Source organism: Deinococcus alpinitundrae, from assembly GCF_009982895.1.
Classification (GTDB): domain Bacteria; phylum Deinococcota; class Deinococci; order Deinococcales; family Deinococcaceae; genus Deinococcus; species Deinococcus alpinitundrae.
The window spans coordinates 1-23,416 of record NZ_WXZL01000032.1; the positions used below are offsets into that span (position 1 = coordinate 1).

The following is a 23,416-nucleotide window of genomic DNA, read 5'->3' on the forward strand; positions in this document are numbered from 1 at the left end:
CCGATACCTCCCACAGCGTGTTCTGGTCATTGATCTGGTTTTGATGGCGTTGAGTCGTCGTCATTGCGCTTCAGTAGACCAGATCTTCCGGATAGGCTCTAATACCTTGCACCCCGAAATCGAGCGGTTGATCAACGTTTGAGTTCTGCGGAACCCTGTATGCACAACCGAGTGTTTGTCCTCAACTCAGACCGCCGCCCGCTGATGCCGTGTACGGCCAAGCGGGCACAGAAGATGTTGGACTCAGGCGTAACCGCCGCCCGGCACTGGAGGCGTTGCTGAGAGACGGAAGCGTGTGTTCATCCACCCAAGCCGCCCTGAGCCTTGGTGACGCTCAGGGCGGCTTGGGTGGATGATTGTTCGTGACGTATAAGTTCCGCGCACAAGGACCGGATCTCGTACGCCAGACGGGGATGCACCTGCACATGGTCTTCCAGCCACTCCAGAATGCACCGAGCGGAAGCACCGTTACCTTCGTACCCCTGCATCATGCTGGGCAAGGCGACCGCCACTGAGGGAAACCGCTGCTCGAAGCGCCGCTCAGGGCTAAACGCGTCTCCTGGTCCCGTCCCAGGACCAAACTGCAACGCCGCAATATCCAGCACCCGGTCCACCGCATAGCTCTGAATGAATCGGGCGGCCACGAGAACTTCTCCCCTGGCTTCACGGTGCAGACCCACGAAGATGTTGGTGAGCGCCTCACCCACCAGCCAATCTAGGGCAGACGCCTTGGGTGCAGCCTGGACAGCAGGAACGAACAACTCATCCGGCACGTCTTCACGCTTCCAGACCAGCCGTCCAGGGGTGAAGGGAACGCCTTGAAGCTCACCCGGTCCGAAGACGGCGTATTCCGCAAAGATCCCATCCTCAAACAGGACTTTGCGTCCGTCATGGGTATTGGCGAAGCTGAACACAACGGGATGAACCCGCTCCAGCCACTCCGTACCTGCGAGGTACCGGGTTTTCGCTGAGCGGTCGACCACCACAAAAAAGTCGAGGTCCGAATGGGCATCAAGTCGGGCGGTTTCTAGCCCGACGGAACCGAGGGCCAGCAGCGCCACAGCCTCGGGATCGGCGCGCAAAGACAAGGCGAGGGCATCGAGGCGAGCGAGCAGCTGGGCTGGACTAGGCATAAGTAACGTCACTGTACCTTTCAGCGTGGCGTCATTCGGCAACAGGTGAAGCAGAGCATTTGAAATCAGATGATGGTGGGCAACTGCTCAGCATGCCATGGGTACTTCATGCGCTGAGCAATTACCAATTGAGAAGTGTCTTAGAGGAAGACATAGCGCCCCTACTGGCCCGGCTTGAAGGTCTGCCGGACATACCGGGCCACAATCTGAGGGCCGCCCGCGTGTGGCTTCGACGGGCCGCACAAGCCGAGAAAACATCTGACTTCCTGGCCTGCCTGGACGAAGTAGACGCTGCACTGGGCTGCAAGGTAGACGATCTGCCGCCCGTCGCCGCACCCAGCACTCTGAACTGAGCATAAGAGCGCCCCCACATCGCTTTATAAAGCGATGTGGGGGCGCTCTCTTTGTAAAAATAGAAGCGCGGACTTATTTTATTTTCCTTACAGAGAAAGCTTTGTCTTGTGAATTATTCTCAATCACAAGTTTGTAGATTGCTATATCCGATGTGGAAGGCACTACAGTGTTTTGCTGTTGTGGTGTTATAAAAATCCTATAAACTGCGACTTTAGGGTGGTAAGCGTAGAAATAACCGTATTGATTAAATTCAAAGATCATTCCATTATCTAATTTGACAAGCTTCCCGTAGTCTGCGCCCTCGAATGTACCAGTGATATAGGTGGTCGTAATTTGTGTATAACCGTCTAGTTCCGGCAATACTTCAGCGTAAACAGAAGTCTGGAAGAGTAAGGCAATAACGAAAATATTGTAAAAGTAGCGCATGTATACAGAGGATAGCACTCGTCACTCTTCGAATCGAGACGCATCTTCACGCTCATGGTAGTCGCCCCAATCGATAAGCGGCTAAAGCACCCTCAGCAGTAAAGGCTATTTCCTCCCGGTGCTCTGAAAGCCAGTGCCCTTCGAGAGGCCGCCGGTGCGGAGATCGTGGTGTCTCCCGGCTCGGTCATCGGGCGTGACGTGGCCGTGGGCAGCGCCCAGGCTCAACTGGATGGCCGGGTCACCCGTAACGCCTATGTGGGTGCCAACGGCATCCAGGTCGGGGGCGTGATTGGCGGAAACGCCAAGATGGCCGTTGGAGACACTGCCGCCTTGACCGGGAATAACTTGACGACGTTCAGCGACCCTGGCCTGCGCTTCACCAGTGGCGGGCGGATCGCGGGTGACTTGACCCTCCAGCGTTCCGACTCCGGCCAGGCGGCCTTGCCCGCCGAGGTGGTGGGTGGACAGGTGACATATGCCCCAATCAACGGCGTGTCCATCCAGGCCCGGCGCAATCCTTTCGCCAGCTTCCTGAGTGCCTTTGTCGGCATCGCGCTGGTGGGGTTGCTGCTGCTCTGGCTGGCCCGCCCCCGGCTTCTGGGCGTTCGCGAGACGCTTCGGACCGCGCCCGCGCCCAGCCTCGGCTACGGTGCTATGGCCTTTGTGGGTCTGCCTATCGCCGCCTTGCTGGGCGTGCTGGCGCTCGGCGTGCTGGCTGGCGCGTTGATGCTGCTGCGCCTCGGCGGTCTCGGCTTGCCGCTGGCCTTCATCGGGCTGCCCGTCCTGCTGGGCGGCGCGACCCTGGTCGCATGGCTGGCGCTGCTGGGCGCACAGGGCTTCGCGGCCTACCTGATCGGCACTTGGATTGTTCATGCGCTCCAGCCAAAAGAAAGCATGGCTCCGGTCGCCATGATGCTGATTGGTGCCCTGCTCCTGGCCCTCGTCCTCCAGATTCCCGTCCTGGGTGCCCTGGCGACCCTGGCCGCGCTCCTGCTGAGCCTCGGGGCGCTGTGGCTGACCCTGCGCGCCCCGCCCCGTCGGCCGGTCATGCCCCAGGTCAGCGCACCCCAGGCGACCTGATTGTGTACTGATCCTCCAGGCAATGCCTGCCGCGAACCTCGTCTTCTGTGGCCTCCAAAGGACTTCGCTGCAGGCATGGAGGGATTGCAGTTCTGTCCCAGAAACCCGCGGAGCAGCGAGATTCTGAAGCTGCCCGGTGTACAGGCCACAGGTCGAAGGAGAACCATGAACAACAGACAAGGCAAGGCAGAGAAAGTTGCGGTGACTGTTTCGGCAGACAACAGGTTCTCCCCCAACCTGATGACATTCTTCATCGTCGGAGCTGGTCTGGGCGTCGTTCTCGGAATCCTGTTCGGTGACCTGGTCGCCGGAATAACGTACGGCTCCGGTGCGGGCATGGTGGTGGGGTCAGTGGTGGAGATGTTCCGCTGCCGGACTGACCAACCGAAAACGACTCCGCTTGGTGTACGCCCTTTCAGCCTGCGCTGTCTGTTGGGATGCCTCGCTTTCCTGGGCGTCAGCGCCACTTTCGGGGGCGTCGTGCTGGTGGGCAGCCCGTCGGGCCGCTGGCTGCACATTCCCCTCTCTGTCCTGCAATACTCCCCGTTCAGCGATTTCCTGATTCCTGGCCTGATCCTGGGCCTGTTGTTCGGCTTCGGTTCGTTCGTCACGGTGCTGGCTCTGTGGTGGCGTCCAACCTGGCCTGCTGCCAGGGTGTTCGCCCGCCTGACTGGCGAACACTGGGGCTGGAGCGCGGCCCTCGCCATCGGGACAGGGCAGATCATCTGGATCGTCGTGGAAACCGTGATGGTGCGAGGCATTGACGGGTTGCAGGTGCTGTAAGGCAGTCTCGGCGGGCTGATCGTGGTGCTGGCGTTCCAGCCGGACGTCCGGCGCTGCTTTGCGCTGGACCTGGCCATTCACACCCCGGCGAAGGGTCACTGATGAAGCGGCCTCCTTTTGCTGAGCGCCACCCGCTGTGGTTCGTCGCGCTGCTCGAACTTGCCGTAATCGTGGTGTACCTGCTGGTCGGAACCGCTGCCCACTTCACCCGCGTGTCGAATGATGGCGTAGCCGCCATCGCGACCACGGCCCTGAGCGTGCTGGCCACTGGACTGCTGAGCGCACTCGGCTGGTGGCGTGTGGTCGGCTTCAAACGGGCAGTTCAAGCGCGTGATCTGCTCTGGTTTCTCCCGCTGCTCCTTCCGGTGCTCCTCAGTGTGTTCCTGGGCCTGGCGTTCAGGACCGGGGTGCAGACGGTTGAACTGCTGCTGCTGACCCTGCTGATCGGCTTCTCGGAGGAGACCATTTGCCGCGGTCTGATGCTCCAAGCTCTGAAGGCCAGGGGGCCCTGGACAGCAGCCATCGTCACCTCGGTGCTCTTCGGGCTGTCCCATTCGCTGAACCTGCTGTCGGGCAAGAGCGGCGCGGAGATTCTGATGCAGGTTGGCTACGCGCTGGCTATCGGATTGGGTTTCGCGGCCGTGGCACTCAGGACAAACTTGCTCTGGCCCCTGATTCTCATCCACGCCTTGATCGACTTCACCAGTTTTCTCGGCAAGACAGGGCTTTCGCCCACCTGGAATGCCGTCGCTGGAATCGGCGTCACGTTCGCCTTCATGTCGTATGGCCTGTTCCTGATGCGGCGCGGGAAGCAGGACACATTGGTCCAGGTGCCGGCGTGACGAATTTACACGTCTTCAAGGAGATTCTATGAACTCGACACACGCCCGTACTCAGTTGGTTGCCCGCACCGAGCAGCGTTCACCTCCACTGAAATGGCGCCGCGCCGCTCTCTGGACTTTGAAGCAGCCTGGCAGGCCTGCTGGCCCTCGGCTGGCTGGGCCTTCAGGTCAAGCCTGCGCCGTTCCCGGCCATTTCTGGAATATCTGTTGCGCCTGAAACTAGCCCTCTGCCATCCGGCCTTCCCGCGCCTGTCGAGCGCTTCTATCGCCTGACCTACGGTGAACGCCTTCCGGTCATCACCTCTGCCGTCATCACTGGCCGGGCCACCATCCGTCCCATCCCCGGCGGACCTGCTCTTCCAGCCCGTTTCCGCTTCATTCACGAGGCCGGGCGCAACTACCGCCACTACATCGAGGCGACCTGGTTTGGCCTGCCGATTCTGACAGTCAACGAGTCGTACCTGGACGGCGTGAGCCGCATTGAACTGCCCTGGCAGAAGAGCGAGGGCAACCCCCAGACCGCGCAGGCGGCCAATCTGGGCCTATGGGCCGAGACCACCTCGATGCCCGCCGTGTTTCTGACCGACCCACGGGTGCGCTGGCAGGCCGTGGACGACGCCACTGCGCTGCTGGTCGTCCCCTTCGGAAAGGCGCATGAAACCCTTGTGGTGCGCTTCGACCACGCCACGGGCCGCCCGACGCTGCTGGAGTCGATGCGGTTCAAGGGCGAAATGGATACCCACAAGACGCTGTGGTCAAACGGATTTTTGCGCTGGGCCAGCTTCGGCAGGGTCACACTGCCCAGCGTCGGTACCGCTGCCTGGGCTGATGACGGTCGACCCTGGGCCGTCTTTACCACCGAAAGCATCGACCTGAACACGGACGTGGGCCAGTCTGTGCGGACCAAGGGGCTATGACATGACCACCTTCCGTCACTGGGGCGCAGGCATTCTGCTTGCCCTCCATGGTCTGATTCACCTCTTGGGCTTCGCAGCCTACCTGCGCCTGGTGACGGTCGCCACCCTGCCCTACAAAACGACCTTTCTGAGCGGAAGACTCAATCTCGGAATGGTGGGCACCAGTGTGTTCGGGCTGGCCTGGGGCGTGGCGGCCCTGGGATTCGTGCTGGTCGCCGCTGCTTTCCTGCTGCGCTGGGGCTGGTGGCGTCCCGCGCTGATCGCGGTGACATTGCTGTCGCTGGTCCTCACCGTCTTGGACGCTGGCGTTTCCTTTGCGGGCGTGGCGGTCAACAGCGTGATCCTGCTGGCGCTGTGGTCTGGATCGCGCCGGGGTTCAACCTCTTCTCGTTCTAAATTCCCGGCCTGAGTCGAGATTGATCCTAGACCACTACACAGCATCAAATGAAGGAGCCTGGGCAATATGCAGCAGAAATTAAACAAAAAGCCTTCGAAAAGCGGCAATTTGAGTGTTGGCATTGCCACTGGAATGAGCTTCGGAGTTGCCATCGGTGTGGCTCTGAAAAATATTCCCATCGGCATCGCATTGGGCGTAGGTGTGGGCGCGGCCATTAGTGCGGGTCTGGAGCGTCAAAGCAAGCGCAAAAGCAAATGGGACGGTACAAAACCCGAGTAGACGCACCTTCCATGGCGTCCTGTCTCTACTATTTTTGAGTTTCGTCAGACAAGAGGTCTTCTCCACTTTGATACTCGTATTCCGGACGTTGCTCTGATAAATACCTTGACCGAGCTGCTGTACAGCTCAAGTGGATTGGAGCCGCCATGACCAGCCTCCCCCTTCAGGTTCACTGCGCCTCCCTCCGCTCACCCGCGAGGTACTTCGGCTGGGTCTTCGCCACCTCGCTTCCCTTTTACGCCCTCGGAATGCTCGCACCGCAACTCAAGCGCTTAATGCCTTTTGACTTACCCATCAGTGCCCTGATGATTCTTTGTCCAGCGGGTGTTGCCATCAGTTTGACCTACCGTCACGAAGGTCAGGCGGGTGTACGGCGCTTGCTGGGTCGAGTGTTCGATTACCGCGTCATCCCGAACAAAACCTGGTTGCTACTTTCCGTTGGCATCACGCCTGCTGCCATGCTGCTCTCTTACGCTGTGCAGCGACTGCTCGACCCGTCCTTGCCACAGGCTGTTTGGTCACTCACGCTGGTGTTCAGCTTTACCGTGTACTTTTTTGGGGCGATAAGCGAGGAGCTGGGCTGGACGGGCTACGCGCTCGACCCGCTCCAACACCGGTACGGTTGTCTGATGGCCAGTGTAGGCCTGGGTGTGTTGTGGTGGCTGTGGCACGTTATCCCTTACCACGTCACTGGACGCTCAACGGATTGGATTCTCTGGCAGGGTCTGGCTACGGTCATGTTTCGCATCATTATGGTTTGGATTTACAACCACGCTGGGCGCAGCGTCCTGACCTCTATCCTGTTTCACGCCGCCATCAACACCAGCATCGATGCTTTTCCCGTAAGCGGTTCTCATTACGACCCGAAGGTCATGGGACTGACACTGCTCGGGTTGACCCTGTTGGTCGCTATAAGCCCGAAGTTTTTGACGATGGCAGCGTCCCTCAAGCGCGTTGATCCCCGATGACTCCGAATTCAATCCGGGGCGTGCTCATCACGCCCGATCAACCTATCCTGGTGGCCTACGCCTCCCATGTCGGGAGCACCGAAGAAGTCGCCGAAGCCATCGGAACAGCCCTTCAGGAAGATGGCGCGAGGGTGGACGGACGTGCGTCCGGTCCAGGACGTCGCCACCCTCAAGCCGTACCGTGCCGTGTTGGGAGGCAGCGCCATTCACGGCGCGAAGGGGTTGCCGGACGCCACCGAGTTCGTCAAGCGGCACGGAACTGAACTCGAGCAGTTGCCTCTGATCTCCTTCCTCGTCTGCGCCACCTTCCGTGAGGATAACGCGGCGCATCAACGTGAAGTCCTGGCGTACCTGGACCTGGTGCGGGTGATCCTCGAACCACTGGAGATCGGGCTGTTCGCGGGCAGCCTGGACGCGTCAAGGCTGCCCTTTCTCGAACGAATGCTGGTCAAAGCCATGAAGAGCGAAGAGGGAGACTGGCACGACTGGGCAGGCGGGGTCTGGGAGCATCTCGAGCGCGAGGAGTCGTGGCGTGAACGCCGGGCCCTCGGGCGCGGCTGGTGGAGCTGGGGAGCCAGTCATGCATCACACTTTGCAGAACATTTTTCGATCCAAGAGGAGGAATTTATGACGATGGCAATGGTGACTTGTTGTCTGGCACCCACCGTGGCACTAGGTCCGGGTGCCGTTCAGGCCAGGAGCGAGGAAGTCTCGCTGAGCGTGCCCGGCGCAGAGCTGCATGCGACCCTGACCATCCCGGACGGCGTGGGCGTGAGCTGTCCGCCGGTGCTGCTGATACTGGCGGGCAGTGGCCCGACTGACCGCGACGGCAACAGTCCACTCGGCGTTCACAGCAACGTCTACCGCAAGCTCGCCTCTGCATTGGAGGGAGCGGGATATGCCGCCCTGCGCCCGGACAAGCGCTTGATCGGTGAGAGCACCGTCAGCGATCCGCGAGAAGATGTGCTGACTTTCGACACCTACATTCAGGACGCTGAAGCCTGGCTCCGCTGGCTGGGTGAACGAACCGATCTGGCGCAGGTGGGCATCATTGGCCACAGCGAGGGGGCCCTGATCGGCCTCGGGGCCGCCCTTGGCACACCAGTGAGCGCTTATGTCTGCCTGGCTGGGGCAGGCGAGAACATCACGAGTCTCATCACCCGCCAGCTTCACGCAAACACCGCCACCCCAGTTCTGCTGCTTCAGGAAGCTGAACGGATCATGGTCTCGCTGCGGGCAGGTCAAACGGTAGCCGCCGTCAGCCCGGAGCTGATGGGCCTGTTCCGGCCCAGCGTGCAGCCCTACATGATCTCCTGGATGAGGCTCGACCCCCCGGCTATGCTGAGTCGCCTGAACGTGCCCGCCCTGATCGTGCAGGGTGACCGGGACGTGCAGGTTTACGGTGCAGGACGCCCAGAACCTGGCAGCGGCCCAGCCGAAGGCCCAGCTGAGCGTCATCGCGGGCATGAACCACATTTTGGTGGACGCGCCCGCCGCGCTGCCTGAGAACCTGGCGACCTACGCCCAGCCGGAGTTGCCCCTCAACACCGAATTGGTTCAGACCCTGACGCATTTTCTGGACCGGGTGATGAAGTGAAGGCGTCCCACATCGGCGGTATCTCCAGTTTGTCCGCGGCCCTTCACTTGAGGCAGCAGTCATGCCACGGCAGCTTTTAGGAGAATTCGGGGCGCACCAGAACGGTAATGAAGTGGTAACGGCTTCCTTCTAAGCTCGTACCCATCAAGAATATTGAGCGGACGCCTGCTCGAAAGGAAGGTGCTATGAACGTTCAGAACAAGACGACTGTCTCAGAAGCTGCGGCCATCCCTACAGACTCCACCTTTGTGGAAGAGCTCCAGATGAGTGGCGCAGATCTCGTCGGGCAACTTCGTGAACTGATGAAGGAAGGCAGTGCCCGCCGCGTGACGGTGCTGAATGAACACGGCGATGAGCTGATGAGTATTTCGCTGACCCTCGGCGCGGTGGCGGGCGGGCTGGTGGCCCTCTCGGTCCCTGCGCTGGCTGCCGTGGGTGCCCTGGCCGCCCTGGCGACCCACGTGAAGGTGATCGTGACCCGTGACGGCCCTGCCCAGGAACCGGTAGAGGGAGCGCTTCCGGAACAGGTCGCCATGACCCCGTGAACCGCCCTGCGCCGAACCCGAATCGCCGTCAGGCCCTCAAGATTCTGGGTCTGGTGGGGGCCGGGGTCGTCGTTGCTTCTGGTGGGTACGCTCTCTACGAGTACCAGCCGTGGGCCAGTGACGCAGCGGACCGAACGCCTCCCTCGCAAGGTGCGGCGGGTCTGACGCCACTGCGTGAACTCGTGTGGTATGCCTCGCTGGCCGCCAGTGGACACAATACTCAGCCCTGGAAGTTCGCCCTTTTGCAAAACGCCGTCGAGATTCATCCCGATCTGACGCGGCATCTGGCGGCGGTTGACCCTGATGACCGCGAACTCTGGATCAGCCTGGGGTGTGCCCTGGAGAACCTGCTGGTGGCTGCCCGTGCCGGGGGCTACGCCGTAGAGGTGACCTATCCGGTGATAGATGACGTGATTCGCGTCCGGCTGACGAGGGACACGGCTCAGATCACGCCCCACTTCGCGGCGATCCTGACCCGTCAGAACACCCGCTCCGTCTACGATGGGCGGTCCGTACAGAGCGCTCACCTGGAGAAGCTGCGGACGGTAGCGTTGGAACCAGGCGTGAGTCTGCATTTCAGCTCAAAGAGAGCAGACGTGGAGACGGTCATCGAGTACGTCAACCAGGGCAACCTGAAGCAGTATGCCGACCAGGCGTACCTGAAGGAACTCGTGTACTGGCTGCGCTTTGACAAGCGGGAAGCCCTGGCCACGCTCGACGGGCTCTACACCCGTAGCTCCGGCAACCCGGTGGTGCCGCGCTGGCTGGGAGCGCGCTTCGTGATTGGCCTGAAGCCGCAGGTACAGGCCGACGCTGACGCCGCGAAGCTTCGAAGCTCTGCGGGCACAGTGGTCATCGCTTCCACCTCAGACGATAAAGCCTCCTGGGTGCGGGTCGGACAGGTCTACGAACGCCTCGCTCTGGAGATGACGGCGTTGAACCTCAAGCTGGCGTTCCTGAACCAGCCTATGGAGGTGCCAGGTGTTCGCAGGCAGTTCGGGGGTGCCCTGAATCTGGGCCAAGCGTTGCCGCAATTGCTCGTTCGTTACGGCCACGCCGACCCGATGCCGCGCTCACTGCGCCGCCCGGTGGAGCAGGTCCTCCTGTGAAACCACACTGGCACGGAGACCCTGAGGCTGAACACTCCATGACCACACTCAACCGTCACGCCATACCTGGTCGTGCCAGGTCAACTGAGGCACAAACACAAACGGACCAGGCTGGCTGTGGATTCGGCAAGGTACCCACCCAAAGACGACGGAGGGGGCCATGATGTGGAATGCAGTTCAACTCAGCTGGTTCTGGCCACTGTGCGTGGTGACCGGACTGGTCTTACTCAGTGGGGGCATCGTGTTGCTTTCACGCTGGCTCTCCAACGCTCTGGACCGCGACCGGAGCGCCCGTCTGCCGACGCGCGCCCTGGAACTGGCCCGCGAGCGTCTGGCCAAGGGAGAACTCACTCCCGAGGAGTTTGAGATCCTGTGCCGGACCTTGACCTCGTGAGCACTGCCCGGCAAAGACCTGTCCTGGCCTGGTACCGCTGGCTGCGGCGTCTGGAAACGGTGCCGCACACCACTGTGGTCTTTCTCGAGAAGGTCCTCCAGGCTGGCCAGGCGCTGCACCAGGCCGCAGCAGCAACCCTTCCTATCGACCGGATCAGCGCGGATGACATGATGTCGCTCGTGCCGGGCAGCCGGACGCCACCGATGGTGGGGGCGATTCTGTTCCTGGGCGGCGACGTGGAGCCGGCGCAATTGCTGGCCGTGATCCGTAGTCGGCTACCGGCGGTCCCACGCCTGCGACAGCGGCTGGTGCGTCTGCCCCTCGGCTGGGGTCGACCGATCTGGGTCGACGACCCCGACTTCAGACTCGCCGATCATGTGTCCGTGGTTGAGTGCCCGGCACCCGGAGGCCGGGAGGCCGTGCTGGAAGTGGCGGGCCGGGTATTCACGGCAGCCCTCCCGCCAGACCGGCCACTGTGGGCCGCCACCCTGGTGACGGCGGTGGGCAATGGCCAGAGCGCCCTGATCTTCGGCGTGCACCACGTGCTGGCCGATGGCCTGGGTGGCCTGGCACTGCTGGCTGGGCTCGCTGAAGGCCTGTCCGGGACGCCCGAGGGGTTCTTCCCCCGCCCGGCACCCACCCGTGCCCAGCTCATCGCCGACGCGGCCAGGGTTGGGATTCGTGCGGTTGGACGCCTCCCGGCAGTGCTGGCTGGCGCAGTTCAGAGCATCAAGCTGTTCGGTCCAGCCCTCCGCACGCGCCTGGCTCCCTCGTCGCTTAACCAGCCCACCGGTAGTCGTCGGCGCTTCGCCACCGTCGAGTGCGACATGAACCGCATGCGCGAGGTGGCCCACCGCCGGGGTGCAACGATCAACGACGTGGTGCTCAGCGCGGTTGTCGGGGCGCTCCGCAGTTTGCTGGCCGGACGTGGGGAGGTGACAGACAGCTTCGTCTTGTCGGTACCAGTCTCGTTCCGGCCTCACACGCGCGCACAGACCCTGGGAAACCAGAGCGCCGTCGTGCCGGTTCACCTGCCTGCCACGGGTGCGCCGCTCGACCGGCTCGAGACGGTGGCCCAACTGACGCGCGCGGCCAAGCTTGCTGCGCCGGGTGCCTCGAACGCGCTGCTCCGACCGGTCTTCCAGCTGCTCTCCCAGTTGGGGCTCTACCAGCGGTTCATCGACCATCAACGCCTGATCCATACGTTCGTGACCAATCTAGCCGGGCCGCAGCTTCCCTTCCATCTGGGCGGCCATCCCATCCTGAAGGTCATTCCGCTGGCGACAGCCAGCGGGAACGTCACCGTCTCGTTCGCGGTGCTCTCCTACGTGGGGACCCTGACCATCACCCTGATTGCCGATCCCGAGACCTGCCCAGACCTCGGTGACTTGCAAGACGGTTTGCAGCGCGAACTGGAAGCGGTCACCGGGGCCAGCGGGCTCTGAACCTTCCGGCCAGCCGCTGCTGACCAGTGATGGACACAGACCACCGAGTGTTGTCCAGGAGCTGTGTCCGAACCGCTGAAGAGCGAACTTGACGGTCCTGTGGGCCAGGGAGGTCTGGATGATCCTGCACTGGTCAGCAGCATGGAGCATGGACAGCCCTGGGCTTCAGAACCCTGGGATGGCATTGGGCAAGTCGGGCCACCGGGCATGGAGATGGGCGGCCAGATGCGAATAAATCTGACCGTGGTTGGTGGCGTACCGCACCGGAGGCACCCCAGGCGACCGGGGGAGCCACAGATGTTCGCCGACGACAGCGGCGTGCAGCCAACCGGTCCCCAGGGAAGGAATGGGATCACCGGCCAGCGAGTAACTTCGGATCAGTTGGATGACGGCGGCTGGATCGGACAGTCGCCCGGTGTTCTCCATGACGTCCAGCACACCATGGCCCAGCGCCGTGGGGCTGAAAGCCAGGACCGAGAGATTGTTCATCAGTCCGGCGTACTGGGCCAGCCCGCCCCCGAGCGAATGCCCGGTCAGGGTCAGCGGCCGGCCTTCCCGCGACAGTTCGTGGTGCAGCAGCAGGGTGAGCCGGTCCGCCCAGCGGTAGAGCCTGGGTACGCCTCCCACCACGTTCAGCAGCCCGGCACCCAGTTGTTGCGCCTCGGCGAGCAGGCTGTGCAGTTGACCGGCACCGTCGCTGGAGTTAAGGCCCCCCAGTATCAGGGTCACCTGGCCGTGCGCGGCCTGATAGGCCGCGAAGGCCAGCCCGCTGGGAACGTGCAAGTAGCCGTTCTTTCCAGGTTGATGCCGCACGTCGCCCAGCTGCCGCGCCACCCGTTCCAGGTCCAGGAAGTGCCCACCGTAGGCACGGAGCGCCCACTTGGGTTCCGGCATGACCCAGTCGTGCCGTTCCCAGGCCGGGTACAGGCTGAGCGCGGCGGCGCAGCGGCTCAGGACCGTCTTGGCCTGGGGTTCGGTCAGGGCCAGCAGGCGCTCCAGGGCCGCCTGACCGGTGGAGACTGCACAGTAAGCGGGCAGATCCGCAGTCAACTCCATTGGGCTCCAGGCTGCCTCGGCACTATTACCGGACCGTTACCGGCCCGAAGGGGGCTTCGGCACGACTGCCCTGAGCTGGAATGACTGGCTGGCGTGCGTGGCCGTGGCCTTACCGGTGCTGTGGCTTCGCGAGCTGACGAAGCTGGTCAAGTAGAGCCGGACGCGGGGAGCTTCTGTCGTTCGTCAGGGAGGGTGAGCAGGATGCGTTCAAACATCTTTTCTCACCCCCTCCTGGTGTTGCCCACGCTTCGACTACTGCGCGGTGTACCCGCCGTCCACCACGACCTCGGCCCCAGTCATAAAGGATGCGTCGTCGGAGGCCAGGAAGGCGATGACGGCGGCAACCTCCTCGCTGCGGCCCAGGCGGCCGACTGGGTGCAGGGCAACGATTCCGGCGAGCATCTGATCGTGCTGCCCTGACCGGTCGGCATAGTCTTGCACCAGCGGCGTGTCGATGAAGCCCGGATGCACCGAATTCACCCGGATCCCCAGTTTCGCGACCTGGAGGGCAGTCGCCTTGGTCAGCAGCCGTACCGCTCCCTTGCTGGCCTGGTAGGCCGCCGCGTCCGCCGACCCGACCAGGCCGTAAATGCTGGAGATGTTCACGATCGCGCCGCCGCCGGTCGCCTTCATGCGGCGCAGGGCCTCGCGGGTACACAGGAACACCCCGTCGAGGTTCACGGCCAGCAGCGCACGCCAGTCGTCCAGAGCGATGTCCTCGATAGGGCCGCTCGGCCCACCCGTGCCCGCGTTGTTCACCAGTACGTCGATGCGCCCGTGGTGGGTCTCAATCTGCACGAAGACATCGCGTACGGCGGCCTCGTCCGCGACGTCGCAGGCGTAAGCTTCCGCAAATCCACCCGCCCCCATGAGCTGATCGGCGGCCGCCTGCGCTTCCTCATACTTGAGGTCCAGGATCATGACGGCTCCGCCCTCGGCCGCCATCCGGCGCGCGGTGGCCTCACCGATGCCCTTGGCACCGCCGGTGACGACACAAACCTTGTCCTTGAAACGGGTCATACGCGTCCTCCTGCTCCGTCTGGAGCTGCTGAAACTGCAGGATGTGATTTCTTGAACCGTCGGTGCCCAAGCCGCTCAGGAATCGCTCAGGGCAGGGGCCCGCCCGCAAGTGCCGACCGTGCGTCCGGCCCGGTGAGCGCACTGGATCAGGTCGGCTCAGGCGCGCTTGGCCGCCCCATGGGGTTTCGTCGAACAGCGCGGCGTCCTTCTCGGCCATGCGTGATCGCCGTGGGTGCCCTCAGCGAGAGGGGAACGGGGGGGCGGCTGGGGAGAGTGGTCATACGCGGGCTTCCTGAGAGACAGGTTGGGCCGCAACGCCCGCCTGACGGGGGTTAGCCCGCGCCTGCGCCATTACTGCCGCGTCACGGGTCAGGACAGACGTTCCATCGGCGTCATTTCCAGAGCACGACCGGCGGTGCCTCGACCAGCGTTTTGAGCAGATCCCTGACGGTCACGACCCCGACCAGCCGCTCCTGAGCGTCGATCACCGGTAAGCCGCGCACATCATGTTGCAGCATCAGGAAGGCGGCCCGCTCAATGGGCATGTCAGGCCGGATCTGCTCGGTGGTGGGCACCGCGTACTCGCTGACCTGAGCATCGGGGGGTGCCGTGCCCAGGCGTGGATCGGAGGCCAGTAATAATCCCAGCAGCCGTTGACCGTCCACCACCGGCAAGCAGCGCAGGCCACTGGATTCCATCAGGAGCAGCGCCGGGCCGAGCGGCGTCTGCGCTTCTACCGAAATGATGGCGGTACTCATCTGTTCACGAACACGCACGAGGACTCCTTTTGGGTGGCGTCCGAACCCACTCAAGCTGGAGGACTGTCGGGCGCGACCCATCTGAGGGTAATGTCGGGTGACAGGCTTACCAGACCATTACCGCTGCCGGAATGCGCTGGAAATTCCACTTGGGTTCCGGCATGACCCAGTCGTGCCGTTCCCAGGCCGGGTACAGGCTGAGGGAGGCGGCGCAGCGGCTCAGGACCGTCCTGGCCTGGGATTCGGTCAGGGGCAGCAGGCGCTCAATCAGATACTTGGGCATCTTCTCCCCCTTTCCCTCTTTGATATCGAGACTCCGGTCGGTTGCGCCACCAGCTCGTGCGACAGGAAAGCGCCCAGAATACAACTGCCGCAGTCAATACTCCCGAAGATTGTTCGCAGTATATCCGTCGTGATCGCTCAGCTTGACGCTGAGGCAGAACGCGATTTGATACAGGGTTCTGGCAAGTTAAAGCAGCGTCATGTGACTAGAGCATTTGTCACAATAGAACCTGAGGATGGGCGTATTTAAACCAGTGTTCAATATCCAAGCGTTTCACGGCGTCCAAAGCGCTGCCAATGGCATTGATCAGCTCGGGGACCACCCGCCAGGCACCACCGCGCACCAACGCTTTGATTTTCGAAAACATCAACTCAATCGGGTTGAAATCCGGACTGTAGGATGAGGTGAACAGCAGCTCACAGCCCTGGGCTTCGATGAGCGTCCGAATGGACGCTCGATGATGCGAGGACAGGTTATCCAGCACGACCACCTGGCCTCGACGAAGTGTGGGACACAGAATATTCCGTACGTACCATTCAAAGACGTCACCATCCACAGCACCATCGATCACGATGGCAGCCTGCGGCCCGGCCAGACTCAACGCACAAATCAACGTCTGATTTCTCCCATGATTTCTTGGCACTCGGTCAATGGCCCGCTCATAGCTAAGAGCACGCCCGTACCCACGGGTCATCGCGATATGAAAGCCGCTTTCGTCGAGGAAAACCAGGCGCTCAGGCTGTTGGAGATAGGGTGCAAGATCGTTGAGGAACTGCGAACGCAGTTCCTCAATGCGTTCTCTGGCGACCAGCGTTTTTTTTATGGGTGATCTTGTGACGGCGAAATACCCGGTCGACCGTTTTGTAACTGATCTTAAATGCGGCGCTGTCAGACGTCTGCTTAATGATGCTCGCCTGCAATGCTGTGCTGGACGGGCGGCGTTGCAGGCGATGACTCAGGATGAACGGTGTGGTGCGGCCTCGCTGTTCGACCGGGGTCTCCTGGGATTGGGCCAGGGCAATGGTACGGCATCGTGTCGCGCACCGCAGGGCACAGGCTGTGGACGCAGCCCATCGACGACGCGCCCAACATGGACGCCCGCCACGCCATGCTAGGCCTGCTCAGTATTAAGTTGCCAGAACCCTCAGGGGAAAACGGGAGTGGTCGGGGTCACGGACGATCCGCCTACCGCGGTTGGGTTGACAGCGCCCCCTGAGTACTGGCCTTGTGAAGGTACATACGTCGGTCTGCTTCACGGAATACGCCCCAGACATCGGGATGGTCGTCAGGGAAGCACGCTATCCCGACACTCAGCGGCACGCTTCGCTGCACCTCATCAAGTCTTATCCGCCATTGTGTGATCCGGGCCTCCAGAACTCTTGGTTCTTCAGGGTTGATCAGGACGACGAACTCGTCACCTCCGAGCCGAAACGCCCGGTCGCCCGGGTCGCACAGGTCTTCCAGCTGCCGGGCCAGCCGTTGGATCAACTCGTCACCGGCGATGTGTCCTTGCCGGTCGTTGACCTGCTTGAGGTTGTTGAGATCCGCCACGATCAACGCAAACGGCCTCTGTGCTTTCTGATTCTGATCGAGCTTCACATCGAAGGCCCGGCGGTTGCTCAAACCCGTCAGGCCATCGGTCAGCGCTGCACGTTCCAGCGCCTGCTGCGCCTGGTGCAGCAGCGTCACGTCCTGCTGAATGCCGATGAAACACTGCAGCACACCATCCTGGACCACGGGCGTGATGTTCACCCGATACAGTAGTGCTTGACCATTCTTTCGATAGTTCAGAAGGGTCCGCTGCACCGGTACCTGCGCGTCGAGCGCGTCGCGGATGGCCTGGACGTCGGTGGGGTCAGTGCCTGGGCCTTGCAATAACCTGCACGATCGCCCAGCCACCTCAGCGAGCGGATAGCCGGTTTCCTGAGTAAACGTGCTGTTGACGTAAACGATGCGTCTGCGAGCATCGGTGACTACCACGCCCAGATGCACTTGAGCGAGGATCAGCCGCAGCAGGGCTGGGTCGTCCTCCACGTTCAGGTCGACCACACCAGTCATGCCTGAGCGCTCCACCAGGCGGTCGCGTTCGGGGAAAGGCCAGACAGCCGTTCAGCTGGGCGTCCCAGGTAGTATCCCTGGACCAGATCCACTCCTGCCTCTCGCACCGCAGCGAGTTCCTCCGGTTCCTCAATGCCTTCGGCCACCACCTGAATGCCGAGATCGTGCGCATACTCGACCAGTGACCGGACCAGCCTGAACGCTGGGGTCGAGTGTTCAAGGCCCTGGATCAGGGTGCGGTCGAGCTTGACGATGTCGGGCTTCAGTTCGGCAAGGTACGATAGGCTCGTCCTTCCGGAGCCCAGATCATCCAAGGCGACCCGGGCTCCTTCTCGGCGGTAGCGCTCGAGAATCGATCGCAGGAGCTGCAGATCCGGGAAATCCTCACCTTCGGTGATTTCGAACACCAGCCGGGAGAAATCTGCGCCGACGTCACGGCAGGCCTGAAAGGTTGTTTGCAGGCAGATGTCCGGGTTGTAGATGACGCCTGGCGCAAAGTTGATGAACAAGGACTGCGAGGATTCCAGTTTTCCGTAGAGCTGCCGAATCGCAGTCGTTCTTGCCAGGGCGTCGAAGGCGCGCAGCTGATCGTAGGCCACAGCGGCCTTCAGCAACGGTCCGGCACCGATCAGTTCCTGACCAAGGCGTGCGCGGACGAGGGCTTCGTAGGCCACCACCTCTCCGGTACGCACCGCGACGATCGGTTGCCCATAGAACACCAGGTTCTGGGTCGCAGATTCAAACCAGTCACTGTCGAGTCGCTCTGCCCAGATGTGCAGCGGTTGCATGTCCCAGATCAGCGGGCCTGCAGCGGTGCAGGGCACGGCGCGAAGTGCGAGGCGGTCAGCCTCAGTCAGGCCGCCGACTAAGCGCACGAGACGGGGGAAATCATGGGCCACGATCCGAACGTCGTCTGCATCGCCGGGGTGCATACCAATGTCATGGGTATGAAGCAAAATGTTCAGGCGCTGCCGGAGTGACTGAGAGGACGAGTGGATGGCAAGTGAGGTGATGGGAGCCGGCGCGGCCGGCTGGATAGCGTGGCAGGTACAAAGGTGAGTCAAGCTTCACTCCTCATAAGGATTGGTCTGTTCACCTTTTATGTTGGTGTGGCGGGCGTGTTTCCTGAAGATCAGAGTAAAGAATGTTTCCAACAGAATTCGCACGCTCAGGTGGGATGAAGCTAGATGGAGCACAGTTTAAGGTAGGGTGAAAAACGGGTGACAGCTCAGCACGAGGAGAGGACCTTGTGCTGGGCTGTCACGTGCTGAGTAGTTGCACCGAAAGTTGCGAGAAGTGAGCGGTCTGCTGATCTGAGGCTGACCTGTTCCCCGACGTTTCTCATAGGCATCTTAAGGCACGTCACCGATGACCACTTACGCTGCGGGCATGACGAGACGAGCAATGCTCTTGGTTGGTATGCTCCTGGCTTTAACGAGCAGCACCGACGCCTCGGCAGGCCGACTCTCACCGTCGCTGCTCGCCAAAGCCAGAGCCAACGACACCACGCCCATCGGCGTCATCGTCCGGTTCAGCGTCGCCAACACCACCCAGGGCCGCGAACTGTTCAAGAATCTGCGGCTGCAGCTTCAGGCCAGCTTGGCCAAGCTCGGGCCGACCGCCGGCTTCGTCAACGAAGCCCTCAAGAAAAACGGTGTGGCGTTGTGGCTCGATCAGTCCATCTCCCTCAAGCTCTCTCCGGTGCAGGCCCGCGTCCTGGCCAGCCTGCCCATCGTCGACGAGATCTTCGAGAACTTCAAGGTCCAGATTCCCAAAGCGGTGGCCCTCAGCGCCGCCAGCGCGCCGGTCGGCCCCCCCGATCACCTGCAGTCCATCGGTGCGGTGCAGACCCGCAACGCCGGCCTGAAGGGTCAGGGCATCCGGATCGGGCACCTCGATACCGGCATCGACCCCAGTTCGCCGGAATACCAGGGGAAGATTCTCAATTACGCCGAGTTCAATGGTGACGGCGACAAGATCCAGAGCAGTCCGCACGACAGTGCCCAGCACGGGACGCACACGGCGGGGTTGTTGGTAGGCAACACCGTGGGTGTTGCCCCGGATGCCAGACTGATCAGCGCCCTGGTGTTGCCAAATGGCGAAGGGACCTTCGCCCAGGTGATCGCTGGGATGCAGTGGGTGCTCGACCCCGACAACAATGCCGACACCAACGATGGGGCCAATGTCGTCAGCATGAGTCTGGGCTTGCCCGGCACCTACCAGGAGTTCGTCGTCCCGGTCAAGAACATGCTCAAGGCCGGGGTGGTGCCGGTGTTCGCCATCGGCAACTTCGGTCCTACCGCTGGCAGTACCGGCAGTCCCGGCAACATCCCCGACGTCATTGGGGTAGGTGCGGTGGACCAGCAAGGCCAGGTGGCCTCGTTCAGCTCGCGCGGTCCGGTGGCCTGGACCGGGGCGTACAACGGCACCTTCATCAAGCCGGATGTGGCGGCCCCGGGCGTGGCCATCACCAGCAGCTTCCCGGGTGGGGGCTACGGTTCGCTGTCGGGCTCGTCACAGGCGGCACCAATTACCGCAGGGGCGGTGGCAGTCATGCTAGGGGCCAAACCCGGCAGCAGTGTGGACACCATCAAGAATGCGCTCTACCAGAGCGCATCCAACAACGGTCAGAAAAACAACAACACCGGCTACGGCCTCATCAATCTCCCTGCCGCCCTCGCCAAGCTCGGCGTCAGCGTGGGAACTCCCACTCCAAACCCCACCCCTACACCTGCCCCCACCCCAACGCCGCCGGCAGGAAACACGGTGGTGGCACCTGCCGGCTATACCTTCTGCGCTCCAGAAGGCGGTGCTTGTAACTTTGCTGGCGAGCGACAGGCCGCTTTTGGTGCCAACGGACGCTACCTGTCCGGCACCGCGACCGACGGCTTCAAGTGCACGGTGGTCGAATGGGGATCCGACCCCGTTCCTAATGCCATCAAAGCCTGCTTTCTCAAACCGCCCACCACGCCCGAGCCCACGCCTCAACCCAGCCCTACGCCGCAGCCTCCAACTGCGGTGCCCACGGGACCAGCAGGGTACGTGTTGTGCGGCTTGACTGGGCAGAACTGCAATTTCAGCGGCCAGCGGCAAGCTGCCTTTGGCACGAACGGCCATTATCTGTTCGGTACTGCCACCGACGGCTTCAAATGCACAGTAGCGGAGTGGGGGTCCGATCCGCTGCCGGGAGTTGCCAAGGGTTGTTTCCTAACTCCTGCCTCGACACCCACACCGGCACCCGCACCCCCCCAACCCCCTGCCACGACGCCCACGGGGCCAGCAGGATATACCCTCTGCAGCCTGGAGGGACAAGCTTGCAGTTTCAGTGGTCAGCGGCAAGCTGCCTTTGGGGCGAATGGCCAGTATCTGTTCGGTACAGGCACGGACGGCTTCAACTGCACGGCAGCAGAATGGGGAGCGGATCCATTCCCCGGCGCGGCCAAAGCCTGCTTCACTCAAACCGGACCTTGACGGTGGTGGCAACTTAAGAAGAAGCAAGCCGAGCTTTCAGGCTGCCAGCCCCACTCCGTTCTCCCAGAGATGCAGCGCGGCCGTCAAGTTGGGTGGATGGCTGGGCCCAATCGCTCACAACAGGGCACAAGCAGCATCGCTCATCATCAGCGCTCCGCCCGGCAACACGTCACCGGACAATTACAACAGCGTCATCAGCCCGTCCCGTCTGCCCCGCCCCGCACAGCTCTCGATGTGGATCAAGTTTGCCGTTCAAGGCGAGCCGACTCGGCGGTCTGTTCGAGCATGCCCTTTGTATATTCTATTAAAAGAATAGATTCTGAGTGCATGGGTGGCTGGCGTTTCCGGATCACCCCGAACGGACTCGGCGTCCAGCACCCGCTCCCGGACGTCACTGACCAGCTTCAGCCACGCGGGAGGGGTGGGCAGGGCTTCGCGGAGGGTGCGTTCGGTATAGAGAGAGGTCACGGAACTGCTCACTGCGCTCACGGGGACCGATCAGGGTGTCGAGCAGATCGTGCTCGGAAGCCCAGCCGGGCTGATGCGCCTCCAGGAGTAAGGCTCGGTCTGGACGCGACCTGGGGAAGGCCTGGAGCACCGTGGCCGTCGCGGTCTGGAGGTTCGGTGCGCTGCTGCGTTCCTGGGGCGCGGTGGTGATTTTGCCTTGTGCGGTGCCGTGGGTGAGTTCTCGTTCGGTGAGGACCCGCAGCAGGCCGACCTGGTCCTGGCGTTCCTGGTAGCGCTGCACTTCGTCCTGAACGAGGCAGGTGAGCAGTTGTTCAAGGGTGTCCGTGCCTTCGGGGAGTTCGGTGGCGCGACGCTCAAAGGGGGTGCGGCGGCCGACGACTTTGGTTTCGACGATCATTGGCGCTCCTGCAACAGACCTGGGAATGTGATGTTGAACATGATAGGCAGTGTAGAACATTTTTCCTTTTATGTAAATGGCGTAATAATGACCGGGGAATTCAGCACGCCTAGAACTTCCTCAGGTCAGCTCCGCCCCGCCAACCCAGCACGCCGGAAGCGGCCCGCGCCTGCCTGCACCGCGTACATCTCGGTATAGCGTCCCCCGAGGCGCAGGAGCTCCGCATGGGTCCCATCCTCGATCACCTGACCGCCTTCCAAGACGATGATCCGATCTGCCAGACGCACCGTATTGAAGCGGTGGGTGATCAACAGGGTCGTCTTTCCACGGGTCAAGTCACGGTACTTGGCAAACAGCTCCGCCTCGGTCTCCGCGTCCAGGGCCGCTGTGGGCTCGTCGAGTAACAGCACGGGCGCGTCTCGGTACAGTGCCCGCGCCAGTGCAATACGCTGCCACTGCCCCCCTGAGAGATCCTGGCCGCGCACATGAAACTGCCGCCCCAGCAGGGTGTCCCAGCCGTCCGGCAAGCCTTCGATCAGTGCTGATGCTCCCGCCTGCTGAGCGGCCTGATGCAGCCGTTCCTCCCGGTGGTTGGCCCCGATCAAGCCCAGGGTGATGTTCTCGCGCGCACTCAGCTGGTAGCGGGTGAAATCCTGCAGCACTACCCCGATTTGGGCGCGGTATTCGCTGGGGTCGAAGTCACGTAGGTCGGTACCGTCCAGCGTGACCCGGCCCTCCTGTGGATCGTACAGCCGAGTCAGGAGCTTGACCAGCGTTGTCTTGCCTGCGCCGTTGATCCCCACCAGCGCGGTGGTCTGCCCCCACGCAGCTCGAGGGTCAGATGGGCGAAGACCGGGCGAGCCGCTCCTGGATAGCTGAACGTCACGTCCTCCAGACGCAGGGTCGGGGCTGTTCTCACGCACATTGGCTGCGGGCTGGTTGGCGCGACTAAACCGGGCCGCTCATCCAGAAATCGGGTCAAGTTCTGGAAGAACAAGCTGTTCTCGTACACCTCGCCGAGCTGGGCGAGCATCCGGGTCAGGCCCGAGCGCCGCACCCCGGCGAGCGCCGCGACCATCAGAATCAAATCGCCCAGGCTGGCGGCATGATTGGCCACCCGCCATGGGTTTCGTAGACCTGGTCATCCACCGGGGAAGCCCTGGCAGAACGGGATCGCGGAGAGCTTCCATTCCCGACTTCGTGACGAGCTGCTGAATGTGGAGGTCTTCTTTTCACCTCAGCACACCCAGGTGCTTATTGACGCCTGGCGGGCCTTCTACAACGGCATTCGGCCACACTCTTCGTTGCAATATCGGACGCCCGAGGAGTTTGCTGCACTTCACTCGGCAACTCGGGCGGCGACCACGGCAGTACACTCACCATGAAACGGGACTCTAATCAGCTTTGTCCATAAAACTGGACCATGCCAAGGCCACCTCTGCCCTCCACATGCCGCGCGGCAAGTTAAGGCAACATAACCCCGCGGACTTATCTGACGCCACGCAAGATGGGTTCCTGGATTGGTCAGGTGCTGGAATTCCAGGCAGGCCATCTCGGTGCGCTCGCGTTTGGGTGGGTCCTGGGTGTCCGCGAGCGGCTGGAAGAGGTCACGGGTGGTGGGCATCCACACTCAAGA

The 23,416-nt window shown here is 62.2% G+C and carries 28 protein-coding genes and 1 pseudogene; 17 read left to right on the top strand and 12 right to left on the bottom strand.

The window, feature by feature from the left end:
• Positions 1–159 precede the first annotated feature (159 nt).
• Positions 160–282 carry an RRXRR domain-containing protein gene (locus GUI70_RS26075; protein WP_438503501.1) on the top strand — a complete coding sequence of 41 codons (123 nt, stop codon included), beginning with the start codon at positions 160–162 and terminating at the stop codon, positions 280–282.
• A 17-nt stretch (positions 283–299) separates the two neighbouring features.
• On the opposite strand, the gene GUI70_RS19500 is transcribed toward GUI70_RS26075, so the two are convergent.
• Entirely contained in the window at positions 300–1,175 is an 876-nt protein-coding gene (locus tag GUI70_RS19500) for a hypothetical protein (RefSeq protein ID WP_202630526.1), read from the bottom strand.
• A 17-nt stretch (positions 1,176–1,192) separates the two neighbouring features.
• On the opposite strand from GUI70_RS19500, the gene GUI70_RS24555 reads away from it, so the two are divergent.
• The gene (locus tag GUI70_RS24555; protein WP_237725053.1) at positions 1,193–1,486 is read left to right on the top strand and encodes a hypothetical protein; all 294 of its coding nucleotides are present in this window, start codon (positions 1,193–1,195) and stop codon (positions 1,484–1,486) included.
• Positions 1,487–1,559: 73 nt separating this feature from the next.
• Here the strand turns inward: GUI70_RS24555 and GUI70_RS19505 are convergent, their stop codons facing one another.
• The gene (locus GUI70_RS19505; protein WP_161883983.1) at positions 1,560–1,913 is read right to left on the bottom strand and encodes a hypothetical protein; all 354 of its coding nucleotides are present in this window, start codon (positions 1,911–1,913) and stop codon (positions 1,560–1,562) included.
• 168 nt (positions 1,914–2,081) lie between these two features.
• On the opposite strand from GUI70_RS19505, the gene GUI70_RS19510 reads away from it, so the two are divergent.
• The 13 genes from GUI70_RS19510 to GUI70_RS19570 all read left to right on the top strand — a co-directional run bounded on the left by GUI70_RS19510 (position 2,082) and on the right by GUI70_RS19570 (position 12,269).
• Positions 2,082–2,993 carry a hypothetical protein gene (locus GUI70_RS19510; RefSeq protein WP_161883984.1) on the top strand — a complete coding sequence of 304 codons (912 nt, stop codon included), beginning with the start codon at positions 2,082–2,084 and terminating at the stop codon, positions 2,991–2,993.
• Between the two features lie 165 nt (positions 2,994–3,158).
• The gene (locus GUI70_RS19515) at positions 3,159–3,776 is read left to right on the top strand and encodes a hypothetical protein (protein WP_161883985.1); all 618 of its coding nucleotides are present in this window, start codon (positions 3,159–3,161) and stop codon (positions 3,774–3,776) included.
• Between the two features lie 101 nt (positions 3,777–3,877).
• Positions 3,878–4,618, top strand: coding sequence for a CPBP family intramembrane glutamic endopeptidase (locus GUI70_RS19520; RefSeq protein WP_161883986.1), 741 nt, complete (start codon positions 3,878–3,880; stop codon positions 4,616–4,618).
• A gap of 227 nt (positions 4,619–4,845) precedes the next feature.
• Positions 4,846–5,535, top strand: coding sequence for a DUF6544 family protein (locus tag GUI70_RS25170; protein ID WP_306468319.1), 690 nt, complete (start codon positions 4,846–4,848; stop codon positions 5,533–5,535).
• 1 nt (position 5,536) lies between these two features.
• Positions 5,537–5,944 carry an ABC transporter permease gene (locus tag GUI70_RS19530; protein ID WP_161883988.1) on the top strand — a complete coding sequence of 136 codons (408 nt, stop codon included), beginning with the start codon at positions 5,537–5,539 and terminating at the stop codon, positions 5,942–5,944.
• Between the two features lie 54 nt (positions 5,945–5,998).
• Complete coding sequence (locus tag GUI70_RS19535) at positions 5,999–6,211, top strand: glycine zipper domain-containing protein (protein ID WP_161883989.1); 213 nt, start codon at positions 5,999–6,001, stop codon at positions 6,209–6,211.
• Positions 6,212–6,357: 146 nt separating this feature from the next.
• Entirely contained in the window at positions 6,358–7,179 is an 822-nt protein-coding gene (locus GUI70_RS19540; RefSeq protein WP_161883990.1) for a CPBP family intramembrane glutamic endopeptidase, read from the top strand.
• Positions 7,180–7,320: 141 nt separating this feature from the next.
• The gene (locus GUI70_RS24560) at positions 7,321–8,685 is read left to right on the top strand and encodes an alpha/beta fold hydrolase (protein WP_237725054.1); all 1,365 of its coding nucleotides are present in this window, start codon (positions 7,321–7,323) and stop codon (positions 8,683–8,685) included.
• Positions 8,645–8,776 carry a hypothetical protein gene (locus GUI70_RS25080; RefSeq protein WP_272952906.1) on the top strand — a complete coding sequence of 44 codons (132 nt, stop codon included), beginning with the start codon at positions 8,645–8,647 and terminating at the stop codon, positions 8,774–8,776. The genes GUI70_RS24560 and GUI70_RS25080 overlap by 41 nt, the downstream gene beginning before the upstream one ends.
• Before the next feature lie 185 nt (positions 8,777–8,961).
• The gene (locus tag GUI70_RS19555) at positions 8,962–9,321 is read left to right on the top strand and encodes a DUF4342 domain-containing protein (protein WP_272952907.1); all 360 of its coding nucleotides are present in this window, start codon (positions 8,962–8,964) and stop codon (positions 9,319–9,321) included.
• Entirely contained in the window at positions 9,318–10,430 is a 1,113-nt protein-coding gene (locus GUI70_RS19560) for an Acg family FMN-binding oxidoreductase (protein ID WP_161883992.1), read from the top strand. Before GUI70_RS19555 ends, GUI70_RS19560 begins: the two co-directional genes overlap by 4 nt.
• 160 nt (positions 10,431–10,590) lie before the next feature.
• The gene (locus GUI70_RS19565) at positions 10,591–10,824 is read left to right on the top strand and encodes an SHOCT domain-containing protein (protein ID WP_161883993.1); all 234 of its coding nucleotides are present in this window, start codon (positions 10,591–10,593) and stop codon (positions 10,822–10,824) included.
• Complete coding sequence (locus GUI70_RS19570; RefSeq protein ID WP_161883994.1) at positions 10,803–12,269, top strand: wax ester/triacylglycerol synthase domain-containing protein; 1,467 nt, start codon at positions 10,803–10,805, stop codon at positions 12,267–12,269. The genes GUI70_RS19565 and GUI70_RS19570 overlap by 22 nt, the downstream gene beginning before the upstream one ends.
• Before the next feature lie 165 nt (positions 12,270–12,434).
• Here the strand turns inward: GUI70_RS19570 and GUI70_RS19575 are convergent, their stop codons facing one another.
• The 7 genes from GUI70_RS19575 to GUI70_RS19605 form a co-directional block, all read right to left on the bottom strand.
• Positions 12,435–13,325 carry a Tle-like phospholipase domain-containing protein gene (locus tag GUI70_RS19575; protein ID WP_161883995.1) on the bottom strand — a complete coding sequence of 297 codons (891 nt, stop codon included), beginning with the start codon at positions 13,323–13,325 and terminating at the stop codon, positions 12,435–12,437.
• Positions 13,326–13,577: 252 nt separating this feature from the next.
• Positions 13,578–14,345: an SDR family NAD(P)-dependent oxidoreductase gene (locus GUI70_RS19580; RefSeq protein ID WP_161883996.1), complete on the bottom strand. Its 768-nt coding sequence runs from the start codon at positions 14,343–14,345 to the stop codon at positions 13,578–13,580.
• A 392-nt stretch (positions 14,346–14,737) separates the two neighbouring features.
• Positions 14,738–15,121 (bottom strand): CBS domain-containing protein, encoded by a 384-nt coding sequence (locus GUI70_RS19585; RefSeq protein ID WP_161883997.1) that lies wholly within the window; start codon positions 15,119–15,121, stop codon positions 14,738–14,740.
• Positions 15,122–15,209: 88 nt separating this feature from the next.
• A complete protein-coding gene (locus tag GUI70_RS19590; RefSeq protein WP_161883998.1) occupies positions 15,210–15,386 on the bottom strand; it encodes a hypothetical protein in 177 nt (58 codons plus the stop codon).
• 217 nt (positions 15,387–15,603) lie between these two features.
• The gene (locus GUI70_RS19595; protein WP_161884007.1) at positions 15,604–16,338 is read right to left on the bottom strand and encodes an IS630 family transposase; all 735 of its coding nucleotides are present in this window, start codon (positions 16,336–16,338) and stop codon (positions 15,604–15,606) included.
• A gap of 233 nt (positions 16,339–16,571) precedes the next feature.
• Positions 16,572–17,444: a GGDEF domain-containing protein gene (locus GUI70_RS19600; protein ID WP_161883999.1), complete on the bottom strand. Its 873-nt coding sequence runs from the start codon at positions 17,442–17,444 to the stop codon at positions 16,572–16,574.
• The gene (locus GUI70_RS19605; RefSeq protein ID WP_237725055.1) at positions 17,441–18,343 is read right to left on the bottom strand and encodes an EAL domain-containing protein; all 903 of its coding nucleotides are present in this window, start codon (positions 18,341–18,343) and stop codon (positions 17,441–17,443) included. The genes GUI70_RS19600 and GUI70_RS19605 overlap by 4 nt, the downstream gene beginning before the upstream one ends.
• 490 nt (positions 18,344–18,833) lie before the next feature.
• On the opposite strand from GUI70_RS19605, the gene GUI70_RS19610 reads away from it, so the two are divergent.
• A complete protein-coding gene (locus GUI70_RS19610) occupies positions 18,834–20,915 on the top strand; it encodes a S8 family peptidase (protein ID WP_237725056.1) in 2,082 nt (693 codons plus the stop codon).
• A 391-nt stretch (positions 20,916–21,306) separates the two neighbouring features.
• Here GUI70_RS19610 and GUI70_RS19620 read toward each other — a convergent pair whose 3' ends face one another.
• The 3 genes from GUI70_RS19620 to GUI70_RS19630 all read right to left on the bottom strand — a co-directional run bounded on the left by GUI70_RS19620 (position 21,307) and on the right by GUI70_RS19630 (position 22,897).
• Positions 21,307–21,780, bottom strand: coding sequence for a hypothetical protein (locus GUI70_RS19620; RefSeq protein ID WP_161884000.1), 474 nt, complete (start codon positions 21,778–21,780; stop codon positions 21,307–21,309).
• Positions 21,781–21,905: 125 nt separating this feature from the next.
• On the bottom strand, positions 21,906–22,583 hold the full coding sequence (locus tag GUI70_RS19625; protein WP_161884001.1) for an ABC transporter ATP-binding protein: 678 nt from the start codon (positions 22,581–22,583) through the stop codon (positions 21,906–21,908).
• Positions 22,538–22,897 carry an ABC transporter ATP-binding protein gene (locus GUI70_RS19630; protein WP_161884002.1) on the bottom strand — a complete coding sequence of 120 codons (360 nt, stop codon included), beginning with the start codon at positions 22,895–22,897 and terminating at the stop codon, positions 22,538–22,540. Before GUI70_RS19630 ends, GUI70_RS19625 begins: the two co-directional genes overlap by 46 nt.
• 31 nt (positions 22,898–22,928) lie before the next feature.
• Here GUI70_RS19630 and GUI70_RS19635 point away from each other — a divergent pair.
• A pseudogene (locus tag GUI70_RS19635) lies at positions 22,929–23,102 on the top strand (integrase core domain-containing protein); the annotation flags it as partial.
• Positions 23,103–23,416: the final 314 nt, after the last annotated feature.